Source organism: Pseudomonas sp. Lz4W, from assembly GCF_000346225.2.
GTDB lineage: Bacteria > Pseudomonadota > Gammaproteobacteria > Pseudomonadales > Pseudomonadaceae > Aquipseudomonas > Aquipseudomonas paraversuta.
Genome location: NZ_CP017432.1, coordinates 1,399,960 through 1,423,537, shown reverse-complemented (window position 1 = coordinate 1,423,537; position 23,578 = coordinate 1,399,960). Strand labels below are relative to the sequence as shown.

Genomic DNA, 23,578 nt, shown 5'->3' with positions numbered 1-23,578 from the left:
GTACCCATGTCCGTGAGCCTGACCCCGCAACTGACCAAGCCGCTCGCACCGACCTGGGTCAGTCGCTTCAAAGAGCAAAGCCTGGAACGTGGCCGCAGCTACGCCAGGCAAAACCGCGTCAGGATTGTGCAGATCGGTGACAGCCTGATTACTGCCAGCTGTCAGGGTTCGGGCGAAAACACCTACCGCCAGACCATTGAATTGCGCGACTCGGCCAAAGGCACATTGCTGCTGGTGAGCGCCAACTGCACCTGCCCGGTGCGGGCCAATTGCAAGCACACTGCTGCCGTATTACTGAAGATTGAAGAAACCTTGAACTACCCTGCCGCCGCCCAGGACGCCGAGCTTCTGGAAAAACTCCAGGCCGTACTCGACTCGCGTCGCCCTGCCAACCTGCCCGAAGTGCTGATCGATGACGTGCAACCGGTGCCGCGCCTATGGCTGGCCAGTGCCGAGTTCAGCGCCTTTGAACCGCGCAACGGCAAGATGCAGCGTTATATCCAGCACCGCGCCGCGCTGTCGTTCAATTACCTCGAGCAATACGCCAGCGGGCAAAAAAACGCCGACATCCTGATTCGCCAGGAACACCAGACCCTGCGCATCAAACGCCAGCCGGAGGCGGAAAACGCCTTTCGCGAGCAACTGCGCACCCTGGGTTTCAAAATCGCCACCCGCCAGAGCAAGGCGCTGCCTGAAAGCGCCGGCGAGCTGTTTGAAATGGTCAACGACAGTGCCTGGCTCAACTTCACCCTCAATCAAATGCCCGGCCTGCGCGAACAGGGCTGGGAACTGCAGATCGATGAAGACTTCGGTTTTGACCTGAGCCCGGTGCAAGACTGGTACGCCAACGTCGACGAGGCCCCGGAGCACGACTGGTTCGACCTGGAACTGGGGATCATCGTCAACGGCCAGCGCCTGAGTTTGCTGCCGATCCTGTTGAACCTGATGCGCTCCCATACCGATCTGCTGAGCCCGGAAAAACTGGCCAGGCGCCGGGACGACGAACTGATTCTGGTGAACATCCCCACCACTCCCAACAGTGGCCACGGCCCGCTGCAAGTGGCTCTGCCCTATGGCCGCCTGAAACCGGTGCTGGCGACCCTGGACGAGTTTTATCTGGGAGAGCCGGGCGCCACCAGCCTGCGGATCAAAAGTGCCGACGCACCGCGGCTTAACGCCCTGGATGCATTGCCCCTGCGCTGGGAAGGCGGCGAGCACATCCGCGGCTTTGCCCAGCGCCTGCGGGATATCAAGGACTTCAGCGTCGAAGCTCCCGAGGGCCTCAACGCCAACCTGCGCCCCTACCAGCTGGAAGGCCTGAGCTGGATGCAGTCACTGCGTCAACTGGAGGTCGGGGGGATTCTTGCCGATGACATGGGGCTGGGTAAAACCCTGCAAACCCTGGCGCATATCCTCTGCGAGAAAAATGCCGGGCGCCTGGATCGCCCGGCCATGGTGGTCATGCCCACCAGCCTGATCCCCAACTGGCTCGACGAGGCGGCGCATTTCACCCCGCAGCTCAAGGTGCTGGCGCTGTATGGCGCGACGCGTAAAAAGCACTTTGAGCACCTCAACGACTATGACGTGATCCTGACCACCTATGCGCTGCTGCCCAAAGACATTGAACAGCTGGCAAAACTGCCGCTGCATGTACTGGTGCTGGACGAGGCGCAGTACATCAAGAACCCCGGCAGCAAGGCCTCACAGGCGGCCTGCGAACTGAATGCACGTCAGCGCCTGTGCCTGAGCGGCACACCGCTGGAAAACCACCTGGGCGAGCTGTGGTCACTGTTCCACTTCTTGCTGCCCGGCTGGCTGGGCGATGTCAAAACCTTCAACCGCGATTACCGGGTGCCCATCGAGCGCCAGGGCAGCGACGAGCGTTTGCAGCACCTCAATGCACGGATCAAGCCTTTTCTGTTGCGCCGCACCAAGGAGCAGGTGGCGACCGAACTGCCGCCCAAGACCGAGATCATCCACTGGGTGGATCTCAACGAAGCCCAGCGCGATGTGTACGAGACCATGCGCCTGGCCATGGACAAAAAGGTCCGCGACGAAATCACCCGCAAAGGTGTGGGTCGCAGCCAGATCATCATTCTTGAAGCCCTGCTCAAACTGCGTCAGGTGTGCTGCGACCTGCGACTGGTCAGTGACACCCCGCCGAAAAAAGGCAGCACCTCCGGCAAGCTCGACAGCCTGATGCTGATGCTTGAAGAACTGTTCGCCGAAGGCCGGCGCATCCTGCTGTTTTCGCAGTTCACTTCGATGCTCGGGCTGATCGAAGCCGAACTGCAGAAACGCAAGGTGCGCTACGCCATCCTCACCGGGCAAACCCGTGACCGTCGCGCACCGGTGAAGGACTTCCAGAGCGGCACCCTGCAAATCTTTCTGATCAGCCTGAAGGCTGGCGGCGTGGGCTTGAACCTGACCGAGGCTGACACCGTGATCCACTACGACCCGTGGTGGAACCCGGCGGCGGAAAACCAGGCGACCGACCGCGCCTACCGCATCGGCCAGGAAAAACCGGTGTTTGTGTACAAGATGATTGCCCGCGGCACCGTGGAGGAGAAAATCCAGCACTTGCAGCAGGAAAAATCGGATTTGGCCGCAGGGGTTCTGGATGGCCGCATAGCCGGAGACTGGAAACTGCAGGACGACGACATCGATGCGCTGTTTGCACCGTTGCCGCCGAAAATCGAAAAGCGCTGAAACAACGTGAATGCTGCAGGAGCAGCCGGTCGACGCTCCTGCAGTTTTATTGCATTGGCCCTTCAATCAATCAGCTGGGCATCTCTAAGCGCACCCATCGCCACCAGCCAGCGCGGGCTCTCGCGATAGTCGGTGCTGGCCCATGCCTGGCCACGCATGCGGGCAATCCGCGGTGAAGGGGTCACCTTCAGACGCTGCGCTGCACTGAGTGCCAGCTCGGCCGCTGCCCGGTCGTTGCACACCAGGCCCATGTCGCAACCGGCCGACAGCGCCGCTTCGATACGGCTGGCAGCATCGCCGACCACATGGGCGCCGGCCATCGACAGATCGTCACTGAAGATCACGCCGTCAAACTCAAGCTCGCCGCGCAAAATATCCTGCAACCAGCGACGGGAAAATCCGGCTGGCTGGCTGTCCACTTGTGGATAGATCACATGGGCCGGCATGACTGCCGCCAGGTGCTTGCTCAACAGGGCAAATGGCACCAGGTCATGGCTGCGGATCTGCTCAAGACTGCGTTCGTCTACGGGAATCGCTACATGGGAATCGGCCTCGGCCCAGCCGTGACCGGGGAAATGCTTGCCGGTTGCAGCCATGCCCGCATCATTCATCCCGCGAATGAACGCCCCGGCCAACACTGCTGCACGCTGCGGGTCACCCTCAAATGAACGGCTACCGACCACAGCGCTGCGCTGGTAATCCAGATCCAGTACCGGGGCGAAGCTCAGGTCCAGCCCGACAGCCAGCACTTCGGTGGCCATGATCCAGCCACACTGTTCGGCCAGGTACTCGGCATTGGGGTTATCGGCAATTGCGCGCATGGCCGGCAGACGCACGAAGCCCTGACGCAGACGCTGAACCCGCCCGCCTTCCTGGTCGACCGCCAGCAGCAAGTCAGGACGAATGGCGCGAATCGACGCACTGAGCTCACGCACCTGGCGCGGGTGCTCGATGTTACGGGCAAAAATGATCAACCCGCCCACTTCAGGCTGGCGCAACAATTGCCGATCTTCGGCCGTCAGCCAGGTACCGGCGACGTCCACCATCAAGGAGCCTTGCAGGGCAGAACTCATGGATAATCCTTTGAATAAAAAATAGCGGACACAGGGCTACGGGCCTCACCTGAATGAGACAGCAGCGAGTCGGCAACAGGAAATGGATCAGGAACGAACATGGCAGCTAGCTTAGCGGAACTCAGCTGCCACGCCCACCCGCAGCAGGTCAAACCTTGACGCTGACCTGCGGGGTTTTGCTGCGGGGACGAAGCTGTGCGGCGGCCATTGCCGGATCAACCACGCCGCTTTCAGCACGCATGCCTGCGGCGAGGAAAGGCACCATCAGACGCATCACCTGTTCGATCGAGGTGTTTACCCCGAAGTCGGTTTCGGCAATGGCGCGCAATGCCTTGATTCCGGACATGCTGAAAGCCGCCGCGCCGAGCATGAAATGCACGCGCCAGAACAGTTCGATCGGGGGGATTTGCGGGGCGGCCTCATTGACCAGCAACATGTAGCGGCGGAAAACCTTGCCATACATGTCTTCAAGGTAGCGCCGCAAATGCCCCTGGCTCTGACTGAATGCCAGCCCCAGCAAGCGCATGAAGATAGACAGGTCATTGCCGCTGCGGGGCTGGATTACCAGCGCCTGCTCCACCAGCATTTCCAGCAGTTCTTCAAGGGTGGGCCGATTCTCCGGCCTGGCCTGACGGCGCTCCAGCTCTCGATCGAGGTTGGCGCAGAAAGGCCCCAGAAACCGCGAAAAAACTGCCTGGATCAGCGCTTTTTTTGAACCGAAATGGTAATTGACAGCCGCAAGATTAACCCCGGCCTTGCTGGTAATCAGCCGCAATGAGGTTTCGGCAAACCCTTTTTCCGCGAACAGCTGCTCGGCAGCATCAAGGATACGTTCAACGGTTTCCGACTGGGCCATGGCTACTCCGCCTGACAAACATTTAAACAGTTGTTTGAAACATACGTTTCAGCTTGTAAAAAGTCAAGGTGACGTATTCACATTGCGACCGGGCGGTTTCGCATTTAACCACAGCCTCGGCCCGCCGGGTCGCAGCTGATAAAGTGCGCAGCCTGACAGGCGACCGTCCGGCGGACTCCTGAAAATGGGTGATTGCCAATCAGCTATCACTGTATATAATCCCAGTCACTGTATAAAAAGACAGAGCGATCAACATGCTAAAACTGACGCCACGCCAAGCTGAGATCCTGGCCTTCATCAAGCGATGCCTGGATGACAACGGATACCCGCCCACCCGTGCCGAGATCGCACAGGAGCTGGGCTTCAAGTCGCCGAACGCCGCCGAAGAACACCTCAAGGCCCTTGCCCGCAAGGGTGCCATCGAGATGACTCCGGGAGCATCGCGGGGCATTCGCATCCCCGGTTTCGAAGCCAAGTCCGACGAATCCACCCTGCCCATCATCGGCCGGGTTGCTGCCGGCGCCCCGATCCTGGCGCAGGAGCACGTCGAAGAGTCATGCAATATCAACCCGACCTTCTTCCATCCGCGCGCTGACTATTTGCTGCGGGTGCAAGGCATGAGCATGAAGGACGTCGGCATCTTTGATGGCGACCTGCTTGCCGTTCATACCTGTCGCGAAGCCCGTAACGGCCAGATTGTCGTGGCCCGCATCGACGACGAAGTGACGGTAAAGCGCTTCAAGCGTGAAGGTAACAAGGTCTGGCTAATCGCCGAGAACCCTGACTTCGCCCCGATTGAAGTCAACCTCAAGGACCAGGAACTGGTCATTGAAGGCTTGAGTGTCGGCGTCATTCGCCGCTAAAGGAGGCTTCATGCAGTTCCCACACACACCGCTGCCAGCACAACTCAATCTTTTCGAGGCGTTCATGGCAAAACCAATGACCCCCGCGATCAAAGACGTGCTCGATTCACCCTGGAGCGTCGAACCCGAAGCATTCAGTGAACTGTCGCTGCGCGGTGCTGCCGGAAACTGCCTGAACCTGCTTGCGCCTATGCTGCGCGAACTGAGCGAACAACCGGACGACCGCTGGCTGACACTGATAGCGCCACCCGCCAGCCTGACTCAAAGCTGGCTACGGGATGCCGGCCTCAACCGTGAACGTATTTTGCTGCTGCAGCCCAACGGCAATAAAAGCACGCTGCAACTCACCTGCGAAGCCCTGCGCCTGGGCCGAAGCCACACGGTGGTCAGCTGGATCAATCCACTGAATGCCGCAGCCCGCCAACAGCTGATTGGCGCAGCACGCACCGGTCACGGGCAAAGTTTAAATATTCGTCTGGGCTAAACAGCGGACGTTGTCACAGGGCTTTTGCTGAATACAAAAGCCGGTCCGTGACACGCCTGGGGCATGGATCGCGTCTTAATGAAGAATACGCGGTCCGTCATCCTTTTCGAGTTCGCCTTCGGCCAGTCGGCCCGCCATCTGCACACCCACGCTAAGCATGGCCTTGGCCACCTCTACGTGCTGACCCTGAAGAAAAGCCTTGGCATCTTCAGAGAAGTTCAGCGTCACCAAAGACCCCTCGTCTTCAGCCCGACGCAACTCGATACGGCCGTCTGGCAATTCGACAATTTCAAGAAAGGACGTTGGCATAAAAGTTTGTTCTCCACGAAAGCGCGGGATTATATCAGTCATCCACTGGGAATTTGCCAGGAACTGTGCTGGTTTCATTACAGACTGATGAATGACTGTACAGTTTTGCCTTCGACCATCAGCACTCATTGAGCCCGTCGCGAAAGCGGACAGCCAGGGATTTCAAGTTCTGGCGCCACTCTTCCAGGGTTTCCCGGCCTAACTCCCCGGGTGTCTCGTCCTCCAGATTGACCGCTACGATCAAGGGCTGGAAGACATCCGCCTTGACCTTTTTCGGAGCCTGCAACGGCTGGTACAACGCCCCATGGGCGGCGATCAATTGGGCCAGCCAGGTTTGCGGCGCACGCGCCAGCTCGACCATTTCTGCCAGTTCGGGGATGGCTATTGCCTCCAGCACCTCCTGAGTGAGCAACAGTTCAACCCTGGGCGCGCCGGCCTGAGGCAGACGGTAGAAACCCGCGATTTCATGGCACAGCCCGAGCAATGCACCATACAAATGGAACACCGCTGATTCGCGTTCGGCCTGTACCAGCGCCTGAGCATTCATGGCCCGACCTTCGCCGGCCTTGTTCATGGCATCCAGGGCCAGACCGGCGAAGTAAATTTTCTGATTGGTGCGGGTATAGAGTTCATGAGCCATGCGGGCGCGCTCCACAGCGAATTGGATAAGTGCAGACTGAGCAGTCTCAGGGATCAGGGGCTACGGGAGCAAGCGCCAATCCTGCGCTTTTGGTGCAGTTGCCACAGGCCCGTACAGGACAATCACAAAAAAACCGCGCAAGGCATGCAGCCCTTGCGCGGTTTTTTGTTAAGCCGTCACGCTAAATCAAGCGTCTTTCTCTTTACGCTTGTCTTCAACCTTCCAGCTTTTGCCGTCGTAGAAGGCACGCCAGCCTGTCGGCTTGCCTTCAACTTCAGTCTGCACGTACTGCTCCTTGGTTTTGCGGCTGTAGCGAATCACCGCTGGACGACCATCCGGGTCCTTCTTCGGCGCTTCACACAGGAAGTGGTACTTGGGATCGATCTCGTCCTTGTGCGGCACGATTTCAATCACCAGCGGCGCACGGGTCTCGCGGTTTTTCGGGAACTGGCTGGCCGCCAGGAACAACCCCGAAGCACCGTCACGCAAAATATACGTGTCGTTGACCTTCTCGCACTTGAGCTCCGGCATTTTTACCGGGTCCATTTTCGGCGGCGCAGCTTCACCACTTTTCAGCAGTTTGCGGGTGTTTTTGCATTCGGCGTTGGTGCAACCGAAGAACTTGCCGAAACGACCGGTCTTGAGCTGCATCTCGCTGCCGCACTTGTCGCACTCCAGGCTTGGCCCTTCGTAGCCCTTGATGCGGTAGCTGCCTTCTTCGATTTCGTAGCCGGTGCAATCCGGGTTGTTACCGCAGATGTGCAGCTTGTGCTTCTCATCCAGCAGGTACGCATCCATCGCGGTGCTGCAAATCGGGCAGCGGTGCTTGCCCAACAGCACCAACGATTCGGACTCACCCTCGTCGTCGGCAGCAATTTCGTCGCCAGGCACCAGGTTGACCGTGGCCTTGCAGCGCTCTTTAGGCGGCAAGCTGTAGCCCGAGCAACCCAGAAATACACCGGTCGACGCGGTACGAATCTGCATCGGACGCCCGCACTCTTTGCACGGGATGTCGGTCATTACCGGCTGGTTGGCACGCATCCCGCCTTCCGGCGCGGCCGCTACTTCAAGTTTCTTTTTGAAGTCGCCATAGAACTCGTCCAGCACGTTTTTCCAGTCGCGCTCACCGTGCGCCACATCATCGAGATTTTCTTCCATCCCGGCGGTAAAGCCGTAGTCCATCAGGTCAGAGAAGCTCTCGGACAAACGCTCGGTAACGATGTCGCCCATTTTTTCGGAGTAGAAGCGGCGGTTATGCAGCGCCACGTAACCACGATCCTGGATGGTGCCGATGATCGCGGCGTAGGTCGAAGGACGACCGATACCGCGTTTTTCCATCTCTTTTACCAGGCTGGCTTCGGAGTAACGCGCAGGCGGCTTGGTAAAGTGCTGGCTCGGATCGAGTTCGATCAGTTTCAGCACGTCGCCCTGGGCCATGTCCGGCAGTACATCGTCGTCGCCAGGCTTGGCAATTTGCGGCATGACCCGGGTGTAGCCGTCGAACTTCAGGATACGGCCCTTGGCACGCAGCTCAAAGTCACCAGCAGCGACGCTGACGGTGGTCGACAGGTATTTGGCCGGCAGCATCTGGCAAGCAACAAACTGGCGCCAGATAAGCTCGTAGAGCCGCTCAGCATCACGTTCCATGCCCGACAGCTTGCTTGGATCGGTGTTTACGTCAGAAGGACGAATGGCTTCGTGAGCCTCCTGCGCGCCTTCCTTGCTGCTATATACGTTGGGGGCCGGCGGCAGGTAGGCAGCACCGAACTCACCCTCGATGTAAGTGCGCGCCATTTCCACGGCATCAGCCGAAAGGTTGGTGGAGTCGGTACGCATATACGTGATGTAGCCGGCTTCATACAGACGCTGGGCCATCATCATGGTTTTCTTCACCCCGAAGCCCAGGCGGTTACTCGCAGCCTGTTGCAGGGTGGAAGTAATGAATGGCGCAGAAGGCTTGCTGCTGGTCGGCTTGTCTTCACGCTTGGAGATGGTGTAGCTGGAGGCTTTTAGCTTCTCCAGCGCCGCCATGGCCTGAGTTTCGTTCAGCGGCTTGAAGGCTTCGCCTTTTTCACGGGCAACGTCGAAGCGCACTTTCGCGCCCTTGGCAGTGCCCAGATCGGCGTGGATTTCCCAGTATTCTTCAGGGTTGAAGGCACGGATCTCACGCTCACGCTCAACCACCAGCTTCACGGCAACCGACTGCACCCGACCGGCCGACAGGCCACGGGCGATTTTCGCCCACAGCAGCGGCGAAACCATGTAACCCACCACGCGGTCGAGGAAACGACGCGCCTGCTGGGCGTTGACACGGTTGATGTCCAGCTCGCCCGGCCTGGAGAAGGCTTCCTGAATCGCCTTCTTGGTGATTTCGTTGAACACCACGCGCTTGTAGCGGCTGTCATCACCACCGATGGCTTCGCGCAGGTGCCAGGCAATGGCTTCCCCCTCGCGATCCAAGTCGGTTGCGAGATAGATGGTGTCAGCATCCTTGGCGAGCCGGCGCAGCTCTTCGATGACCTTTTCCTTGCCCGGGAGGATCTCGTACTTGGCTTTCCAGCCATGTTCCGGATCGACACCCATGCGCGAGATCAGCTGCTTTTGAGCCTTCTCTTTTGGCGACAGGGCCGGCACTTCACCAGCCGCCGCCTTGCCGCGCTTGGCAGCAGGTTCTTTGCTGGCGCTAGCCGAACCGCTGGTGGGCAGGTCTCGGATATGGCCGATACTCGACTTCACCACGTACTCGTTACCCAAGTACTTGTTGATGGTCTTGGCCTTAGCCGGGGATTCCACAATGACCAGCGATTTGCCCATGGATCAGAAAATTCCTGAATTCTAGAAGTGAAAGGCGGTTCGCGCCTGACGCGGCACCGCTATATATAGTGGCTACAAGGTGAGGTCAAGCACAGGGTTCTGCGCGACCTCGCCTCATGGCTTGGGAAAAATACTCGGTTCAGCCTTTACCAGAGCGAATCGGGGGACTGTTTTGCCCTCATATTCGACCGTTTCAATAAACATTTTCAGCGGACGCACCCAATAGCCGAATTCACCATGCAAGGCCTGGTAAAACACGACCTCCTCTTCGGTCTCGGAGTGACGCGCCACATTGAACACCCGATATTGCGGGCCTTTGTAGTGTTGGTAGAGCCCAAGTTGTACCGACATGTTGCGCTCCCTAAAAGAAAAAAATTCAAAACATCCAAAAAACAAAAACCGGGGCACATGGCCCCGGCTTCCATCAACGCAACGCTTTAGACGCGTTCGAAGACAGTGGCAATGCCCTGGCCAAGACCAATGCACATGGTGGACAACCCGAAAGTGCCGCCATTTTGCTTCATTACATTGAGCAAAGTGCCGGAGATGCGAGCACCCGAACATCCAAATGGATGGCCCAGGGCGATGGCACCGCCGTGCAGGTTAACCTTCTCATTCATCTTGTCGAGCACTTTCAAATCTTTCAGCACCGGCAGGGCCTGTGCAGCGAAAGCTTCGTTGAGCTCGATGAAGTCGATATCGGCCATATTCAAGCCTGCGCGCTTCAATGCTTTTTGCGTGGCCGGTACAGGACCATAGCCCATGATCGCAGGATCCACACCGGCAACAGCCATCGAGCGGATCACTGCCAGCGGCTCAAGACCCAAGTCTTTTGCACGCTGGGCCGACATTACGATCATGCACGAGGCACCATCGGTAATCTGCGACGAAGTGCCCGCAGTCACTGTCCCGCCCTTGGGGTTGAAGGCCGGCTTCAACGCAGCCAGGCTTTCCATGCTCGTATCCGGACGAATGGTCTCGTCGTAGTCGAACATTTTCAGGAAGCCATTTTCGTCATATCCCTGCATCGGGATGATTTCGTCTTTGAACTTGCCTTCAATGGTCGCCTTGTGGGCCAACTGGTGAGAACGCACGGCAAAGGCATCCTGCTGCTCGCGGGTGATGCCATGCATCTTGCCCAGCATTTCAGCGGTCAGACCCATCATGCCCGAGGCTTTCGCCGCGTACAGCGACATGTGCGGGTTAGGATCAACGCCGTGCATCATGCTCACGTGACCCATATGCTCGACGCCACCGACCACGAAAACGTCACCGTTACCGGTCATGATCGCCTGGGCAGCAGTGTGCAGGGCGCTCATGGACGAACCGCACAGCCGGCTCACGGTTTGCGCGGCCGAAGTATGTGGGATCTGGGTCATCAGCGACGCCATGCGTGCGATGTTCCAGCCCTGCTCCAGGGTCTGGTTTACGCAGCCCCAGATCACGTCTTCCACTTCGTTCGGGTCAACCTTGTTGTTGCGCTCCAGCACTTTGCTGATCAGGTGCGCAGACATGTCTTCAGCACGGGTGTTGCGGTGCATGCCACCCTTGGAGCGGCCCATCGGGGTGCGACCGAAGTCAACAATCACCACGTCTCTAGGATTCAAGCTCATAATTTCACTCTCACTCTAATGGGGCGCTTAACCGAAGAAGCTCTGACCGTTCTTGGCCATCTCGCGCAGCTTCGCAGTCGGGTGGTACAGCGCGCCCAGTTCAGCGTACTGATCAGCCAGGGCCACGAACTGTGCAACACCGATCGAGTCGATGTAGCGCAATGCGCCGCCACGGAACAGCGGGAAGCCAATGCCGTAAACCAGACCCATATCGGCCTCGGCCGCAGTTTCAACGATGCCGTCTTCCAGGCAGCGTACGGTTTCCAGACACAGCGGGATCATCATCCAGTTGATGATGTCTTCGTCAGTCACGTCGCGCTGCTCGTAGACAATCGGCTTGAGCACTTCAAGTACGCTGGAATCAACGACTTTCTTCTGCTTGCCGCGCTTGTCTTCTTCGTAGGCGTAGAAGCCCTTGCCGTTCTTCTGGCCCAGGCGCTTGGCTTCGTACAGAGCGTCAATCGCCGAGCGGCGATCGTCTTTCATGCGATCAGGGAAGCCTTCAGCCATCACGTCACGACCGTGGTGACCGGTGTCGATGCCGACCACGTCCATCAGGTACGCCGGGCCCATCGGCCAGCCGAATTTTTCCATCACTTTGTCGATGCGCACAAAGTCGACACCGGCGCTGACCAGCCTGGCGAAACCGCCGAAGTACGGGAACAGCACACGGTTGACCAGGAAGCCCGGGCAGTCGTTGACCACGATCGGGTTTTTACCCATTTTCTTGGCGTAGGCAACGGTGGTTGCTACAGCCAGGTCGCTGGATTTCTCGCCACGAATGACTTCAACCAGCGGCATCATGTGCACCGGGTTGAAGAAGTGCATGCCGACAAAGTTCTCCGGACGCTTGAGGGCCTTGGCCAGCAAACTGATGGAGATAGTCGAAGTGTTGGACGCCAGAATCGCGTCTTCGCGGACGTGGTTTTCCACTTCAGCCAGTACGGCCTGCTTGACCTTCGGGCTCTCGACTACAGCTTCGACCACCAGGTCGACGTTGCCGAAATCACCGTAAGACAGGGTCGGACGAATACCGTTGAGCACTTCGGCCATTTTCGCCGGGGTCATGCGACCTTTATCAACGCGACCTACCAGCAGCTTGGCGGCTTCTGCCAGACCTTGCTCGATGCCGTGTTCGTTGATGTCTTTCATCAGGATCGGCGTGCCTTTGGAAGCCGACTGATAGGCAATACCGCCGCCCATGATGCCAGCGCCGAGTACGGCTGCCTGCTTCACGTCTTTGGCGATCTTGTCGTAGGCCTTGGCCTTTTTCTTCAATTCCTGGTCGTTGAGGAACAACCCGATCAGGCATTGTGAAGCCGATGTTTTTGCAAGTTTGGCGAAACCTGCGGCTTCAACTTCCAGCGCCTTGTCACGACCGAAGTTCGCGGCTTTCTGGATAGTCTTGATCGCTTCAACCGGGGCCGGGTAGTTTGGTCCGGCCTGGCCGGCGACGAAACCTTTGGCGGTTTCGAAAGCCATCATTTGTTCAATTGCGTTCAGCTTGAGTTTTTCAAGCTTTGGCTGGCGCTTGGCCTTGTAGTCCAGCTCGCCACTGATGGCGCGCTTGATCACGTCCAGCGCAGCTGCACCCAGTTTGTCCAGGGTGACAACAGCATCAACGGCGCCGACTTTCAGGGCGTCTTCAGCGCGGTTTTCTTTACCGGAAGCAATCCATTCAACAGCGTTATCAACGCCGATCAGACGCGGCAAACGTACGGTGCCGCCGAAGCCCGGGTAGATGCCCAGTTTTACTTCAGGCAGGCCAATCTTGGCGCTGTCGGCCATGACGCGGAAGTCCGCTGCCAGGCACATTTCCAGACCGCCACCCAACGCGATGCCATTGATGGCCGCAACGGTAGGTACATTGAGGTCTTCGAAAGCACTGAAGATTTTGTTGGCTTCGAGGTTACCCGCGATCAGCTCAGCATCCGGCAACTTGAAATTTTCGACGAATTCGGTGATGTCTGCGCCGACGATAAACACGTCTTTGCCACTGGAAACGATAACACCCTTGACCGAAGCATCTGCCTTGATCGCATCCACTGCCTGACGCAATTCGTTCAGGGTTAGACGGTTGAACTTGTTGACGGACTCACCCTTGAGATCGAACTTGAGTTCGACGATGCCACTTTCAAGAGCCGTAACCGTGATGGCTTTACCTTCGTAAATCATCAACTGATCTCCACGATATGGAAGCTGAACAGTATACGTCGGACGCTAGCGTCTGGCTGTCACTGACCTTTGCGTCAATGTTGATGCCAGGCCGCCAGGCACACCCGCCAACGCGATAGTCGGGGTTCTGTGAGCGCCGTCGAGGAAGACAAACGCTCAATTCATACGCCCGTTTGATTTGGGTGTCGACACCTTCAGGGAAAAGCCCGCGATTGTCAATTGTCCAAAACAACGATGACAAAACCACCCTGCAGGAGCGGGCTTGCCCCGCCATTGCATCACCGCGGTGTTTCAAGCAAAACGCGGTGCCTGCATCGCGAGGCAAGCTCGCTCCACAAGCGCTACGCCAGCGCCCGGAGCACTTGATCAATGGCCTTCAAGACCGCAGGATCGCCTCGTTCGCCCCATACCAGCACGATCATTTGCGCATCGGCCTCAACTTTGTAGACGTTGGCCGGCAACTTTTCAAACTGCGCCAGCAAGCGCTCATCCACACATTCTTCCTGCCAGCGATTGAGCCATTTCCCCGGAGCCGATTGCCAATAGCACCATACATCAGGCTTAGTACTGCGGCGCGGGCGATGGTATTGCGCACAGGAACTCGGCGGCTCCGGCTCAAGCCAGTGCGGCCACTCCTGGGGCGCCAGTTGCATGGCCAGCCCCATGCGCCGCGCCTCCATGCGCAGATCCATCCGGCCACTCTGATTACGTGAAGGCCGCAACCATGCCAGGGGGCTAAGAACCAGCGCCAGGATTGACACCACTATCCATACCGTCATATCTGTACTCTCATTACCTGACTAAACGAGTTGACCCTGACTTGAACCAAGGCTCTACAAAAAGGGCCATACTCATAACAATTCACCATTTACAGGAGCGCCGCACATGTCCACGCCAAAGCCCTACACCCACATTCTAGTCGCCGTCGATCTGACCGAAGAATGCGATCCGGTGATCTATCGCGCCAGCGCCAGCGCCGAGGCCAACGGTGCCAAACTGTCGCTGATCCACATCGTCGAGCCTATGGCCATGGCCTTTGGCGGCGATGTTCCGATGGACCTGTCGCAACTGCAACAACAACAGTTTGATCAGGCCAAGGAACGCCTTGAACGCCTGATCGATATCTACCCGCAACTGTCCAAAGACAACTGCAAACTCGCCTATGGCCAGCCGCGCCAGGAAATCCATGGCTTCGCGAAAGCCGAAAACTGCGACCTGATCGTGGTCGGCAGCCATGGCCGTCACGGCCTGGCACTGCTGCTGGGTTCCACTGCCAACGATGTGCTGCATGGTGCTCCGTGCGATGTGCTGGCGGTCAGCCTGAAAAAACCTGATTAAGCCTCCCGCTACAGTAAAAAAGCCCGGCCCCCTTGTTCAAAGGGCCGGGCTTTTTCAGTTCAGCAGGTGCTCAATCAGGCATCCAGCTCGGCCCAACGCTCAACCAGCTGCTCAAGCTCGGCTTGCAACTTCTCAAGCCGGGCGATGACTTCAGCCGTTTTGGCGGCTGGCAGCTGATAGAAGCCCGCATCAGCCATTTCGGCTTCAACGGCGGCAATTGCCTGCTCTTTCGCATCGATATCGCCTGGCAAGGCTTCCAGCTCGCGCTGCAGCTTGTAGCTCAGCTTCTTTTTCGCTGCCGGTGCAGGTGCAGCGGCGGCCGGAGCCGGTGCTGCGGTGACCACTGCCGAAGTAAGGTCGGCCTTACCGGATTTGCTCTCGGTAACACCCAACAGGCGCGGCGAGCCGCCCTGACGCAACCAGTCCTGATAACCACCGACGTATTCACGGACCTTGCCTTCGCCCTGGAATACCAGGGTGCTGGTCACCACGTTGTCGAGGAATGCCCGGTCGTGACTGACCATCAGCACGGTGCCCTTGAAGGTCAGCAAGACCTCTTCAAGCAGCTCCAGGGTCTCAACGTCCAGGTCGTTGGTCGGCTCATCGAGCACCAGCAGGTTGGCTGGCTTGCTGAACAGCTTGGCCAGCAACAGACGGGCACGTTCACCACCTGACAGCGCCTTGACCGGCGTGCGGGCACGCTGAGGGCTGAACAGGAAGTCACCCAAGTAGCTGAGCACGTGGCGGCTCTGACCGTCGATATCGATAAAGTCGCGGCCTTCGGCCACGTTATCGATCACGGTTTTTTCCAGATCCAGCTGATGGCGCAACTGGTCGAAGTAAGCCACGTCGATGCGCGTCCCCTCTTCAACCGTGCCTTCGGTAGGCACCAGGCCGCCCAGCATCAACTTCAGCAGGGTAGTTTTACCGGTACCGTTAGCGCCCAGCAGACCGATACGGTCGCCACGCTGCAGCACCATGGAGAAGTCCTTGAGCAGGAACGGACCACCCGGGTGAGCAAAGCTGACGTTTTCCAGCACCATCACTTGCTTGCCGGACTTGTCGGCAGTATCAAGCTGGATATTGGCCTTGCCGGTGCGTTCGCGACGCTCACTGCGCTCAACGCGCAGCTCTTTAAGGGCGCGAACACGGCCTTCGTTACGGGTGCGGCGCGCCTTGATGCCCTGGCGGATCCACACTTCTTCCTGGGCCAGACGCTTGTCGAACAGGGCGTTAGCCGTTTCTTCAGCTGCCAGGGTGGCTTCTTTGTGCACCAGGAAGCTGGCGTAGTCGCCGTTCCAGTCGATCAGGCCGCCACGGTCCAGTTCCAGAATCCGGGTGGCCAGATTCTGCAGGAAGGAACGGTCGTGGGTAATAAACAGAACCGCGCCCTGGAAGCCCATCAAGGCCTCTTCGAGCCAGGCAATAGCGCCGATGTCCAGGTGGTTGGTCGGTTCGTCGAGCAGCAGCAGATCCGGTTCGGAAACCAGAGCCTGTGCCAGCAGGACGCGACGACGCCAGCCGCCGGACAATTCGGCGAGGGTTTTGTCAGCCGGCAACTGCAGACGGCTCAGGGTGCTGTCTACCAATTGCTGCAAGCGCCAGCCGTCGCGGGCTTCGAGGTCTTGCTGGACGTGCATCAGCTTGTCCAGGTCAGCATCGGTAACGATGTTCTGGCTCAGGTGGTGGTACTGCGCGAGCAGTTCACCAACACCGTCCAGACCTTCGGCAACCACGTCGAACACGGTCCGTTCGTCGGCCGCAGGCAACTCTTGCGGCAATTCGCCAATCTTGAGGCCGGGCGCGCGCCAAACAGAGCCGTCATCGGGTTTTTGATCACCTTTTACCAGCTTCATCATGCTGGACTTTCCGGTGCCGTTGCGGCCGATGATGCACACCCGCTCTCCACGGGCGATCTGCCAGGACACCTTGTCCAACAACGGCATAGAGCCGAAAGCAAGGGACACATCGCTGAATTTGAGCAGGGTCATGAGCTTCTCCAAAAACTGGGCGCGCATTCTACCTGATTTGAGCCCCCAGGCGGCCGGGTATTTCTTGTACGGCCCCGTCTACCCTTCATTTAGTGCCAAGTAGCACCGGTTGGCCGGCAAGGCTTTCACGGGGCGCTGGCAAAAGGCTAAGCTACGGCACAATCAGCGCGGGTCGCCCTGCGCTTGTCGCGTTTTTCATTTGTACGGAAGCCACATGCGCAGTCGTCTTTTCAACTTTTTATCCTGCCTGCTTCTCACTACCTGCGCCGTGCAAACCGCCCACGCTGCAGATCTCACTCAACAACGTCAGCTCTACGATGATGCCAAGCGCGCCCTGGCCAAGGGTGATTCCGGCCCTTACTTTCAAAATGCCGCCGCGCTGCGCAGTTATCCCCTGACCCCCTATCTGGCCTACGACGAGCTGACCGCACGTCTGAAGTCGGCCAGCAACCCTGAAATCGAGCAGTTCCTGGCCCAACACGGCGACCTGCCCCAGGCCAACTGGATGAAGTTGCGCTGGCTGCGCTGGCTGGCAGAGCGCGGCGACTGGGCGACTTTTGAAAAGTATTACGACCCCAAGCTCAATTTCACCGAACTCGATTGCCTCAACGGCCAGTATCAGCTCAAGCACAACCTCAAGGCCGAAGGCTATGCCAACGCCGAAAAACTGTGGATGGTCGGCAAGGCACAGCCTGCCGCCTGCGACGCGCTGTTCAGCCAGTGGGCCGCCGAAGGCCAGTTGACCGAGCAAAAACGCTGGAAGCGGGTCAAGCTGGCAGCTGAAGCGCGCAACTACGGGCTTGCCACCTCCCTGGCCAACGGCCTCAACACGCTGGGCCCACAAGCCAGGCTGATGATTGATGTGGCCCAGAAGCCCGACATGCTCAGCCAGCCGTCGCGCTTCGCCCCCGCCAGCGAAGCCATGTCTGATGCCGTTGGCCTTGGCCTGCGCCGTCTGGCACGCCAGGATCCGGAAAAAGCCGCATCCCTGCTCGATAGCTACGCCAGCAGCATGCATTTCTCGCGGGACGAAAAAGTCGCCATAGCCCGGGAAATCGGTCTGACGTTCGCCCGTCGCTACGACAGTCGCGGCCTGGACATCATGACCAAGTACGACCCGGAACTGCGGGACAACACGGTCACCGAATGGCGTCTGCGCCTGCTGTTACGCCTGGCACGCTGGCAAGACGCCTACCAGTTGACCACCAAACTGCCCCAGGACCTGGCAACCACCAGCCGCTGGCGTTACTGGCAAGCCCGCAGCCTTGAACTGGCCGAGCCTAAAAACCCGCAAGCGCTGGCGCTGTTCAAAAAAGTCGCCGGTGAGCGGGATTTTTACGGCTTTCTGGCCGCCGACCGGGCCCAGACCCCGTATCAGCTCAATAACAAGCCGCTGATGCTCAGCCCGCAGCTGATCAATAAAGTACGCAACACGCCCGGCGTGCAGCGCGCACTGGAGTTTCACGAGCGCGGACAAATCGTCGATGGCCGACGCGAGTGGTATTACGTCAGCCGCTTGTTCAGCCGCGATGAAATGGTCGCCCAGGCCAAACTGGCCTACGACCTGAAGTGGTACTTCCCCGCCATTCGTACCATGGCGCAAGCTCAGTATTGGGATGACCTGGATGTTCGCTTCCCGATGGCACACCGCGACACGCTGGTACGAGAAGCCAAAGTTCGTGGGCTGCATTCGAGCTGGGTATTTGCCATTACCCGTCAGGAAAGTGCCTTTATGGATGACGCCCGCTCGGGTGTGGGCGCCAGCGGCTTGATGCAGTTGATGCCGGCCACCGCCAAAGAAACCGCACGCAAATTCAGCATTCCGCTGGCCTCGCCACAGCAAGTACTCAACCCGGACAAAAACATCCAGCTGGGTGCTGCCTACCTGAGTCAGGTCCATGGCCAGTTCAACGGCAACCGGGTGCTGGCTTCCGCGGCCTACAACGCCGGCCCCGGCCGCGTTCGCCAATGGCTCAAGGGTGCAAACCACCTGGGCTTTGATGTCTGGATCGAAAGCATCCCGTTCGACGAAACACGCCAGTATGTGCAGAACGTACTGTCTTATTCGGTGATCTACGGCCAAAAGCTCAACGTACCGCAGCCGCTGGTGGACTGGCACGAACGTTATTTTGACGACCAGTAAACACACCAATGTGCTGTAGGAGCGAGCTTGCTCGCGAGCTTTTAACAGCTCGCGAGCAAGCTCGCTCCTACAGGGTAAGGGTTTACTCCAGAATGGTTACCGGCATGCCGACTTCGAGCACACCGTTACCGTCATTCACCAGGTTCTGACCGAACATAGTCCCTTCTGCCTGCTTGCGATAAGTCATCAAGGTGGCCAGCGGCTCGCGCTGTTCATCACGCACACCGGTGTGCGGATCAACCGTCGTGAGGATGCAACGCGAGCAGGACTTGACCACACGAAACTCGGTATCACCAATGCGGATGCGCTTCCAGCCGTCTTCGGCAAAGGCTTCGCTGCCCTCAATCACCAGGTTTGGCCGAAAACGCAGCATGTCCAGTTCGCGACCGACCCTGGCGCCAAGATCATCCAGCGACGCCTGACCTATCAGCAACAGCGGGTAGCCATCGGCAAACGCCACTTTGTCATCATCACGGCCATAGCCCGCTTCAGTGGTGCGCGCACGCTCCAGCGGAACATGCACCAGCCGTACCGGCTTCTCGACAAAGCGGCTTAGCCAGTCAGCGGCAGCGTCGCCCGCATCCGGTACTCGCAAAGTGTCACGCCAGATGGTGACACCCCGCAGATTCGACTCGGCATCCGGCACCTTCACGTCCAGCGGGTCAAAACCCCGGGCACTCAGGGTCAAACCGCCGGCGGCGTTCCACAGTGCCGACAGCTGGCTCATTACAGGGTCGGCACGCTGGGTCAGGAACCTGCCGCTCGCTTCATCGACCAGCATCCAGCGTCGATCACCAACCAGGCCCAGCCGGTCCAGACGGGCCTGGGGCAGGCTTTCGCCCTTGGCGGATTTCAGCGGAAAACGATAAAGCGCGCTTAGACGCAACATTGGCCTGCCTCGAGAGAGTTAAAAAGCCAAAGTATACGAGCAAAAATCAGTTTTTCCCCCGAAGTTACGCCGGCACTTGATCCAGCATCAAGCGTTGACGCACCACATCCACCAGCTTGTCCGGCTGGAACTTGGAGAGAAAGTTGTCGCAGCCGACCTTCTTCACCATCGACTCGTTGAAGCTCCCCGACAACGAGGTGTGCAACACCACGTACAGGCTGCGCAAACGCGGGTCGTTACGAATTTCGGTGGTCAGGCGATAACCGTCCATTTCCGGCATTTCGGCATCGGTAAAAATCATCAGCAACTTGTCCGTCATGACCTGGCCTGTGTCCGCCCATGCCTTGAGCATGCTCAAGGCCTTGAGGCCATCGCTGGCAACATGCATCTTGAGCCCCAACTGCGACAGCGTTTCACGCAATTGCGCCACCGCCACACTGGAGTCATCCACCAGCAGCACTTCACGGCCACGGGCCTGCTCCAGCAGCGGATCTGCCAGTTTTTCGCGCGAGACCCGGGCGTTGTACGGGACGATCTCGGCCAACACTTTTTCCACGTCGATAATCTCCACCAGCTGTTCATCGACTTTGCTGATCGCGGTCAGGTAATGCTGGCGCCCGGCACTGCCCGGCGGCGGCAGAATGGCCTCCCAGTTCATATTGACGATACGGTCCACGCTGCCCACCAGGAACGCCTGAACTGAACGGTTGTACTCGGTGACGATGATCGTGCTGTCGGGGCCCGGCACCACCGGGCGCATGCCGATCGCCCGAGACAGATCGATCACCGGCAGGGTTTTGCCGCGCAGGTTGACCACACCGCACACATGAGGATGACGGTGCGGCATGAGGGTCAATCTGGGCAGTTGGAGGACTTCTTGCACCTTGAACACGTTGATCGCGAACAGTTGCCGGCCTGCCAGGCGAAACATGAGAAGTTCCAGCCGGTTTTCACCCACTAACTGAGTCCGCTGGTCTACCGTGTCGAGAATGCCGGCCATGAATAACTCCTGGGCGTAAGGGCTTGATGCCCGGGGTTATCGGCCGGCCTGGCTGATTCTTTATGACTGGCAGTTGCTGCTGTCATCCCTCCTGCAGTTGCGCGGGATCAATTGGGGTCGACGTGCTGAGCAGTGGAGAGTTTTCTGGCAAATGCACCTTCAACGCGCCCTTGCGTACTTCAAAGCGCATGGCATCACCCTCCAGCGGCTCGCCATCCAGATTCATTGAAAGCCCCTCGGCCGCCTTGATTTCAACCCAGGGCACACGCGCCCGGACAAACAGGTTATCCAGGCTCCAGCCGCCGGCCATCAACTCTTTCAGGGTGCTGACCACTTCCTGGGGTGCAGGCAGAATGCTGATATCCAGCAAACCGTCATCGACCAGAGCCTGTGGGCACAGCTCCTGCCCGCCACCGGCCTGGCGACCGTTGCCGATCCCCAGCGCCAGCAAATTACCCTGCCAGTGAAAGTCCGGCCCTTGCAGCTCGGCATAAGCGGCGTGCAGTTCGGTGAAACGCGTCAGCCCGGTAAACAGATAGGCCGCCCCGCCCAGCACCTTTTTCAGGTCTTCCGAGGTATTGGCCGTAACCTGGCTGCCAAAGCCGCCCGTGGCCATGTTCAAGAATATCTGGCCACCCACTTCCCCCAGATCGATGGCTTGGGCGGGGACGTCCAGCAAGGCCAGGGCTTCATCGGGTTGCAGCGGGATACCGGCAGCCCGGGCAAAGTCATTGGCAGTGCCCAACGGCAACAGCACCAGACCGGCCTCGGTATCGGCCAATGCCAGGGCCTCGCAAATATCGCGCAAGGTGCCATCGCCACCGCCCGCGATGATCTGGTCATAGCCCGCCTCCAGAGCCTCGTGCACAAGCCGCTGGGCATCCCCGGCCTCCCATGTCAGGCGTACTGTCAGCTCCCAGCCCATGGCGCGCCGTTGCTCCACCGCAGCCCGCACGTCTTCGTTGAGCGCTTGCTTACCGTGCAAAATCAAAAATGCCTTACCTGCACTCATCTCTATCTCCCTCGACAAAAGCGGTCTGATTTTTTGGACAGCAGCCGAACCGAAAAGACCCATGCTGCCACGACTTATTTGCCCGATACCGCACTATTGTCGTCAACCAGTCGATCAATCGCGCAGAACCGGTCAAACTCCACCGCCCAAAGCAGCCCATTGACGCCAGAGGCCTTCTGAATGAGCACACTCATTCCCTGCATCATCGCCGGAGGCGCTGGCACCCGGCTTTGGCCAGTGTCCCGTGAGTCCATGCCCAAACCCTTTATGCGCCTGCCCGACGGCGAGAGCCTGCTGCAAAAGACCTTCCATCGGGCAACTGGCCTGGCAGACGTCAACCGCTTGCTGACGGTGACCAGTCGCGAGGTGTTTTTCCGCACCCTTGATGACTATCGCCCACTGAACGATGGCGCCGTGGCTCTGGATTTCATTCTTGAGCCCGAGGGACGCAATACCGCCCCGGCCATTGCTGCTGCCGCATTACACGTAGCTCGACGCTACGGCGAGGACGCGCAACTGCTGGTGTTGCCGGCCGACCACCTGATCACCGATCTGGCCGCCTTTGCCGACGCCGTCGACAGCGCACGGCGATTGGCCGACCAGGGCTGGCTGGTGACTTTCGGCATCCGCCCGAGCAAGGCAGAAACCGGCTTTGGCTATATAGAAAAAGGCCCGGCGCTGAACGGTGACGGGTTCCAGGTGGCGCAATTTGTTGAGAAGCCCGATGCCATCACGGCCCGGCAATTTCTGGACGGCGGCCAGCACCTGTGGAATAGCGGCATGTTCTGCATGCGGGTCGACAGCCTGCTGCGTGAACTCCAGGAGTACGCGCCACAGGTGCTGACGGCAGTGAGCCACTGCCTTGAACACAGTCAGGCGTTTGAGGGGCAACAGGATCTGCACCTTGAGCTGGACAGTCGCACCTTCGCCCTGGCACCCGATATTTCCATCGACTACGCGCTGATGGAACGTTCAACAAAAGTGGCGGTGGTTCCCTGTCAATTGGGCTGGAGCGATATCGGCTCATGGCAGGCGGTGCGTGAGCTGAGCCCGGCGGATGCCAACGGCAACCAGTGCAATGGTGAAAGCGTTCTGCACGATGTGCACAACTGCTATATCAACTCGCCCACACGTCTGGTCGGCGGGGTCGGGCTCAACGACCTGATCATCATTGATACCCCTGACGCCTTGCTGGTCGCTGATGCCAAGCGTAGCCAGGATGTTAAATACATCGCCCAGGCGCTCAAGTTTCAGGGCCACGATGCCTATCGCCTGCACCGCACCGTCACCCGCCCCTGGGGCACCTATACGGTGCTCGAAGAAGGACCGGGGCTGAAAATCAAACGTATCGTGGTCAAACCGCAAGGTGCGCTGTCCCTGCAAATGCATCGGCTACGCAGCGAACACTGGATTGTGGTGAGCGGCATCGCCCAGGTCACCAATGGCGACCGTCAGTTTGAGCTCAACAGTAACGAATCGACCTTTATCAAACCTGGCAGAGCCCACCGCCTGGTCAACCCCGGGGCGGTTGATCTGGTGATGATTGAGGTGCAGAGCGGTGAGTACGTGGGGGAAGACGACATAGTGCGCCTGAGCGACATTTATGGCCGGGTGCCTGTGGCACGGTAAGCGTTTTGCAGGAGCGAGCTTCTGAAGAATACCGAGCTCA

General features: G+C 58.8%; 19 protein-coding genes. 6 read left to right on the top strand and 13 right to left on the bottom strand.

The annotated features are described in order from the left end of the window. Positions 1-6: 6 nt before the first annotated feature. Entirely contained in the window at positions 7-2,709 is a 2,703-nt protein-coding gene (locus B195_RS06875) for a DEAD/DEAH box helicase (protein WP_003446629.1), read from the top strand. Between the two features lie 62 nt (positions 2,710-2,771). On the opposite strand, the gene nagZ is transcribed toward B195_RS06875, so the two are convergent. Together nagZ and B195_RS06865 are read right to left on the bottom strand one after the other, a co-directional pair. Beyond that, the gene (gene nagZ / locus B195_RS06870; RefSeq protein ID WP_177412936.1) at positions 2,772-3,770 is read right to left on the bottom strand and encodes a beta-N-acetylhexosaminidase; all 999 of its coding nucleotides are present in this window, start codon (positions 3,768-3,770) and stop codon (positions 2,772-2,774) included. 160 nt (positions 3,771-3,930) lie between these two features. After that, positions 3,931-4,638, bottom strand: a complete 708-nt coding sequence (locus tag B195_RS06865; RefSeq protein ID WP_003446626.1) for a TetR/AcrR family transcriptional regulator — start codon at positions 4,636-4,638, stop codon at positions 3,931-3,933. 254 nt (positions 4,639-4,892) lie between these two features. Between B195_RS06865 and lexA the strand changes: the two genes are divergently transcribed. Both lexA and sulA read left to right on the top strand, forming a co-directional pair. Beyond that, entirely contained in the window at positions 4,893-5,501 is a 609-nt protein-coding gene (lexA, locus tag B195_RS06860) for a transcriptional repressor LexA (RefSeq protein WP_003446624.1), read from the top strand. 10 nt (positions 5,502-5,511) lie between these two features. Continuing rightward, a complete protein-coding gene (gene sulA, locus B195_RS06855) occupies positions 5,512-5,985 on the top strand; it encodes an SOS-induced cell division inhibitor SulA (protein WP_003446622.1) in 474 nt (157 codons plus the stop codon). A gap of 75 nt (positions 5,986-6,060) precedes the next feature. Here sulA and B195_RS06850 read toward each other — a convergent pair whose 3' ends face one another. The 7 genes from B195_RS06850 to B195_RS06815 form a co-directional block, all read right to left on the bottom strand. Continuing rightward, positions 6,061-6,294 carry a hypothetical protein gene (locus B195_RS06850; protein ID WP_003446620.1) on the bottom strand — a complete coding sequence of 78 codons (234 nt, stop codon included), beginning with the start codon at positions 6,292-6,294 and terminating at the stop codon, positions 6,061-6,063. Positions 6,295-6,412: 118 nt separating this feature from the next. Next, entirely contained in the window at positions 6,413-6,934 is a 522-nt protein-coding gene (locus tag B195_RS06845; RefSeq protein ID WP_003446619.1) for a DUF6586 family protein, read from the bottom strand. Positions 6,935-7,120: 186 nt separating this feature from the next. Next, positions 7,121-9,748 (bottom strand): type I DNA topoisomerase, encoded by a 2,628-nt coding sequence (gene topA / locus B195_RS06840; RefSeq protein ID WP_003446618.1) that lies wholly within the window; start codon positions 9,746-9,748, stop codon positions 7,121-7,123. A gap of 114 nt (positions 9,749-9,862) precedes the next feature. Next, positions 9,863-10,099 (bottom strand): DUF1653 domain-containing protein, encoded by a 237-nt coding sequence (locus B195_RS06835; RefSeq protein WP_003446616.1) that lies wholly within the window; start codon positions 10,097-10,099, stop codon positions 9,863-9,865. Positions 10,100-10,185: 86 nt separating this feature from the next. After that, the gene (fadA, locus tag B195_RS06830; RefSeq protein ID WP_003446615.1) at positions 10,186-11,361 is read right to left on the bottom strand and encodes an acetyl-CoA C-acyltransferase FadA; all 1,176 of its coding nucleotides are present in this window, start codon (positions 11,359-11,361) and stop codon (positions 10,186-10,188) included. Between the two features lie 27 nt (positions 11,362-11,388). Beyond that, the gene (gene fadB / locus B195_RS06825) at positions 11,389-13,536 is read right to left on the bottom strand and encodes a fatty acid oxidation complex subunit alpha FadB (RefSeq protein WP_003446614.1); all 2,148 of its coding nucleotides are present in this window, start codon (positions 13,534-13,536) and stop codon (positions 11,389-11,391) included. Between the two features lie 341 nt (positions 13,537-13,877). After that, positions 13,878-14,315, bottom strand: a complete 438-nt coding sequence (locus B195_RS06815; protein WP_003446613.1) for a hypothetical protein — start codon at positions 14,313-14,315, stop codon at positions 13,878-13,880. A 106-nt stretch (positions 14,316-14,421) separates the two neighbouring features. Here B195_RS06815 and B195_RS06810 point away from each other — a divergent pair, with 106 nt between their 5' ends. Continuing rightward, positions 14,422-14,874: a universal stress protein gene (locus B195_RS06810; protein WP_003446612.1), complete on the top strand. Its 453-nt coding sequence runs from the start codon at positions 14,422-14,424 to the stop codon at positions 14,872-14,874. A 74-nt stretch (positions 14,875-14,948) separates the two neighbouring features. On the opposite strand, the gene B195_RS06805 is transcribed toward B195_RS06810, so the two are convergent. Then, positions 14,949-16,865: an ATP-binding cassette domain-containing protein gene (locus tag B195_RS06805; RefSeq protein WP_003446611.1), complete on the bottom strand. Its 1,917-nt coding sequence runs from the start codon at positions 16,863-16,865 to the stop codon at positions 14,949-14,951. A gap of 214 nt (positions 16,866-17,079) precedes the next feature. Here B195_RS06805 and B195_RS06800 point away from each other — a divergent pair, with 214 nt between their 5' ends. Beyond that, the gene (locus tag B195_RS06800; protein ID WP_003446610.1) at positions 17,080-19,008 is read left to right on the top strand and encodes a transglycosylase SLT domain-containing protein; all 1,929 of its coding nucleotides are present in this window, start codon (positions 17,080-17,082) and stop codon (positions 19,006-19,008) included. Between the two features lie 82 nt (positions 19,009-19,090). Here B195_RS06800 and B195_RS06795 read toward each other — a convergent pair whose 3' ends face one another. The 3 genes from B195_RS06795 to yegS all read right to left on the bottom strand — a co-directional run bounded on the left by B195_RS06795 (position 19,091) and on the right by yegS (position 21,909). Then, positions 19,091-19,897 carry an MOSC domain-containing protein gene (locus tag B195_RS06795; RefSeq protein WP_003446609.1) on the bottom strand — a complete coding sequence of 269 codons (807 nt, stop codon included), beginning with the start codon at positions 19,895-19,897 and terminating at the stop codon, positions 19,091-19,093. Between the two features lie 64 nt (positions 19,898-19,961). Continuing rightward, positions 19,962-20,897 (bottom strand): chemotaxis protein CheV, encoded by a 936-nt coding sequence (locus B195_RS06790; protein WP_003446608.1) that lies wholly within the window; start codon positions 20,895-20,897, stop codon positions 19,962-19,964. Positions 20,898-20,979: 82 nt separating this feature from the next. Next, on the bottom strand, positions 20,980-21,909 hold the full coding sequence (yegS, locus tag B195_RS06785; RefSeq protein ID WP_003446607.1) for a lipid kinase YegS: 930 nt from the start codon (positions 21,907-21,909) through the stop codon (positions 20,980-20,982). A 180-nt stretch (positions 21,910-22,089) separates the two neighbouring features. Between yegS and B195_RS06780 the strand changes: the two genes are divergently transcribed. Further along, positions 22,090-23,538, top strand: coding sequence for a mannose-1-phosphate guanylyltransferase/mannose-6-phosphate isomerase (locus B195_RS06780; RefSeq protein ID WP_037001917.1), 1,449 nt, complete (start codon positions 22,090-22,092; stop codon positions 23,536-23,538). Positions 23,539-23,578 lie beyond the last annotated feature (40 nt).

Excerpts from the sequence above, each read along its gene's own strand:
- B195_RS06875 (WP_003446629.1), top strand. The coding sequence starts at position 7 with ATGTCCGTGAGCCTGACCCCGCAACTGACCAAGCCGCTCGCACCGACC.
- B195_RS06865 (WP_003446626.1), bottom strand. The coding sequence starts at position 4,638 with ATGGCCCAGTCGGAAACCGTTGAACGTATCCTTGATGCTGCCGAGCAG.
- lexA (WP_003446624.1), top strand. The coding sequence starts at position 4,893 with ATGCTAAAACTGACGCCACGCCAAGCTGAGATCCTGGCCTTCATCAAG.
- sulA (WP_003446622.1), top strand. The coding sequence starts at position 5,512 with ATGCAGTTCCCACACACACCGCTGCCAGCACAACTCAATCTTTTCGAG.
- B195_RS06850 (WP_003446620.1), bottom strand. The coding sequence starts at position 6,294 with ATGCCAACGTCCTTTCTTGAAATTGTCGAATTGCCAGACGGCCGTATC.
- B195_RS06845 (WP_003446619.1), bottom strand. The coding sequence starts at position 6,934 with ATGGCTCATGAACTCTATACCCGCACCAATCAGAAAATTTACTTCGCC.
- topA (WP_003446618.1), bottom strand. The coding sequence starts at position 9,748 with ATGGGCAAATCGCTGGTCATTGTGGAATCCCCGGCTAAGGCCAAGACC.
- B195_RS06835 (WP_003446616.1), bottom strand. The coding sequence starts at position 10,099 with ATGTCGGTACAACTTGGGCTCTACCAACACTACAAAGGCCCGCAATAT.
- fadA (WP_003446615.1), bottom strand. The coding sequence starts at position 11,361 with ATGAGCTTGAATCCTAGAGACGTGGTGATTGTTGACTTCGGTCGCACC.
- fadB (WP_003446614.1), bottom strand. The coding sequence starts at position 13,536 with ATGATTTACGAAGGTAAAGCCATCACGGTTACGGCTCTTGAAAGTGGC.
- B195_RS06815 (WP_003446613.1), bottom strand. The coding sequence starts at position 14,315 with ATGACGGTATGGATAGTGGTGTCAATCCTGGCGCTGGTTCTTAGCCCC.
- B195_RS06810 (WP_003446612.1), top strand. The coding sequence starts at position 14,422 with ATGTCCACGCCAAAGCCCTACACCCACATTCTAGTCGCCGTCGATCTG.
- B195_RS06805 (WP_003446611.1), bottom strand. The coding sequence starts at position 16,865 with ATGACCCTGCTCAAATTCAGCGATGTGTCCCTTGCTTTCGGCTCTATG.
- B195_RS06800 (WP_003446610.1), top strand. The coding sequence starts at position 17,080 with ATGCGCAGTCGTCTTTTCAACTTTTTATCCTGCCTGCTTCTCACTACC.
- B195_RS06795 (WP_003446609.1), bottom strand. The coding sequence starts at position 19,897 with ATGTTGCGTCTAAGCGCGCTTTATCGTTTTCCGCTGAAATCCGCCAAG.
- B195_RS06790 (WP_003446608.1), bottom strand. The coding sequence starts at position 20,897 with ATGGCCGGCATTCTCGACACGGTAGACCAGCGGACTCAGTTAGTGGGT.
- yegS (WP_003446607.1), bottom strand. The coding sequence starts at position 21,909 with ATGAGTGCAGGTAAGGCATTTTTGATTTTGCACGGTAAGCAAGCGCTC.
- B195_RS06780 (WP_037001917.1), top strand. The coding sequence starts at position 22,090 with ATGAGCACACTCATTCCCTGCATCATCGCCGGAGGCGCTGGCACCCGG.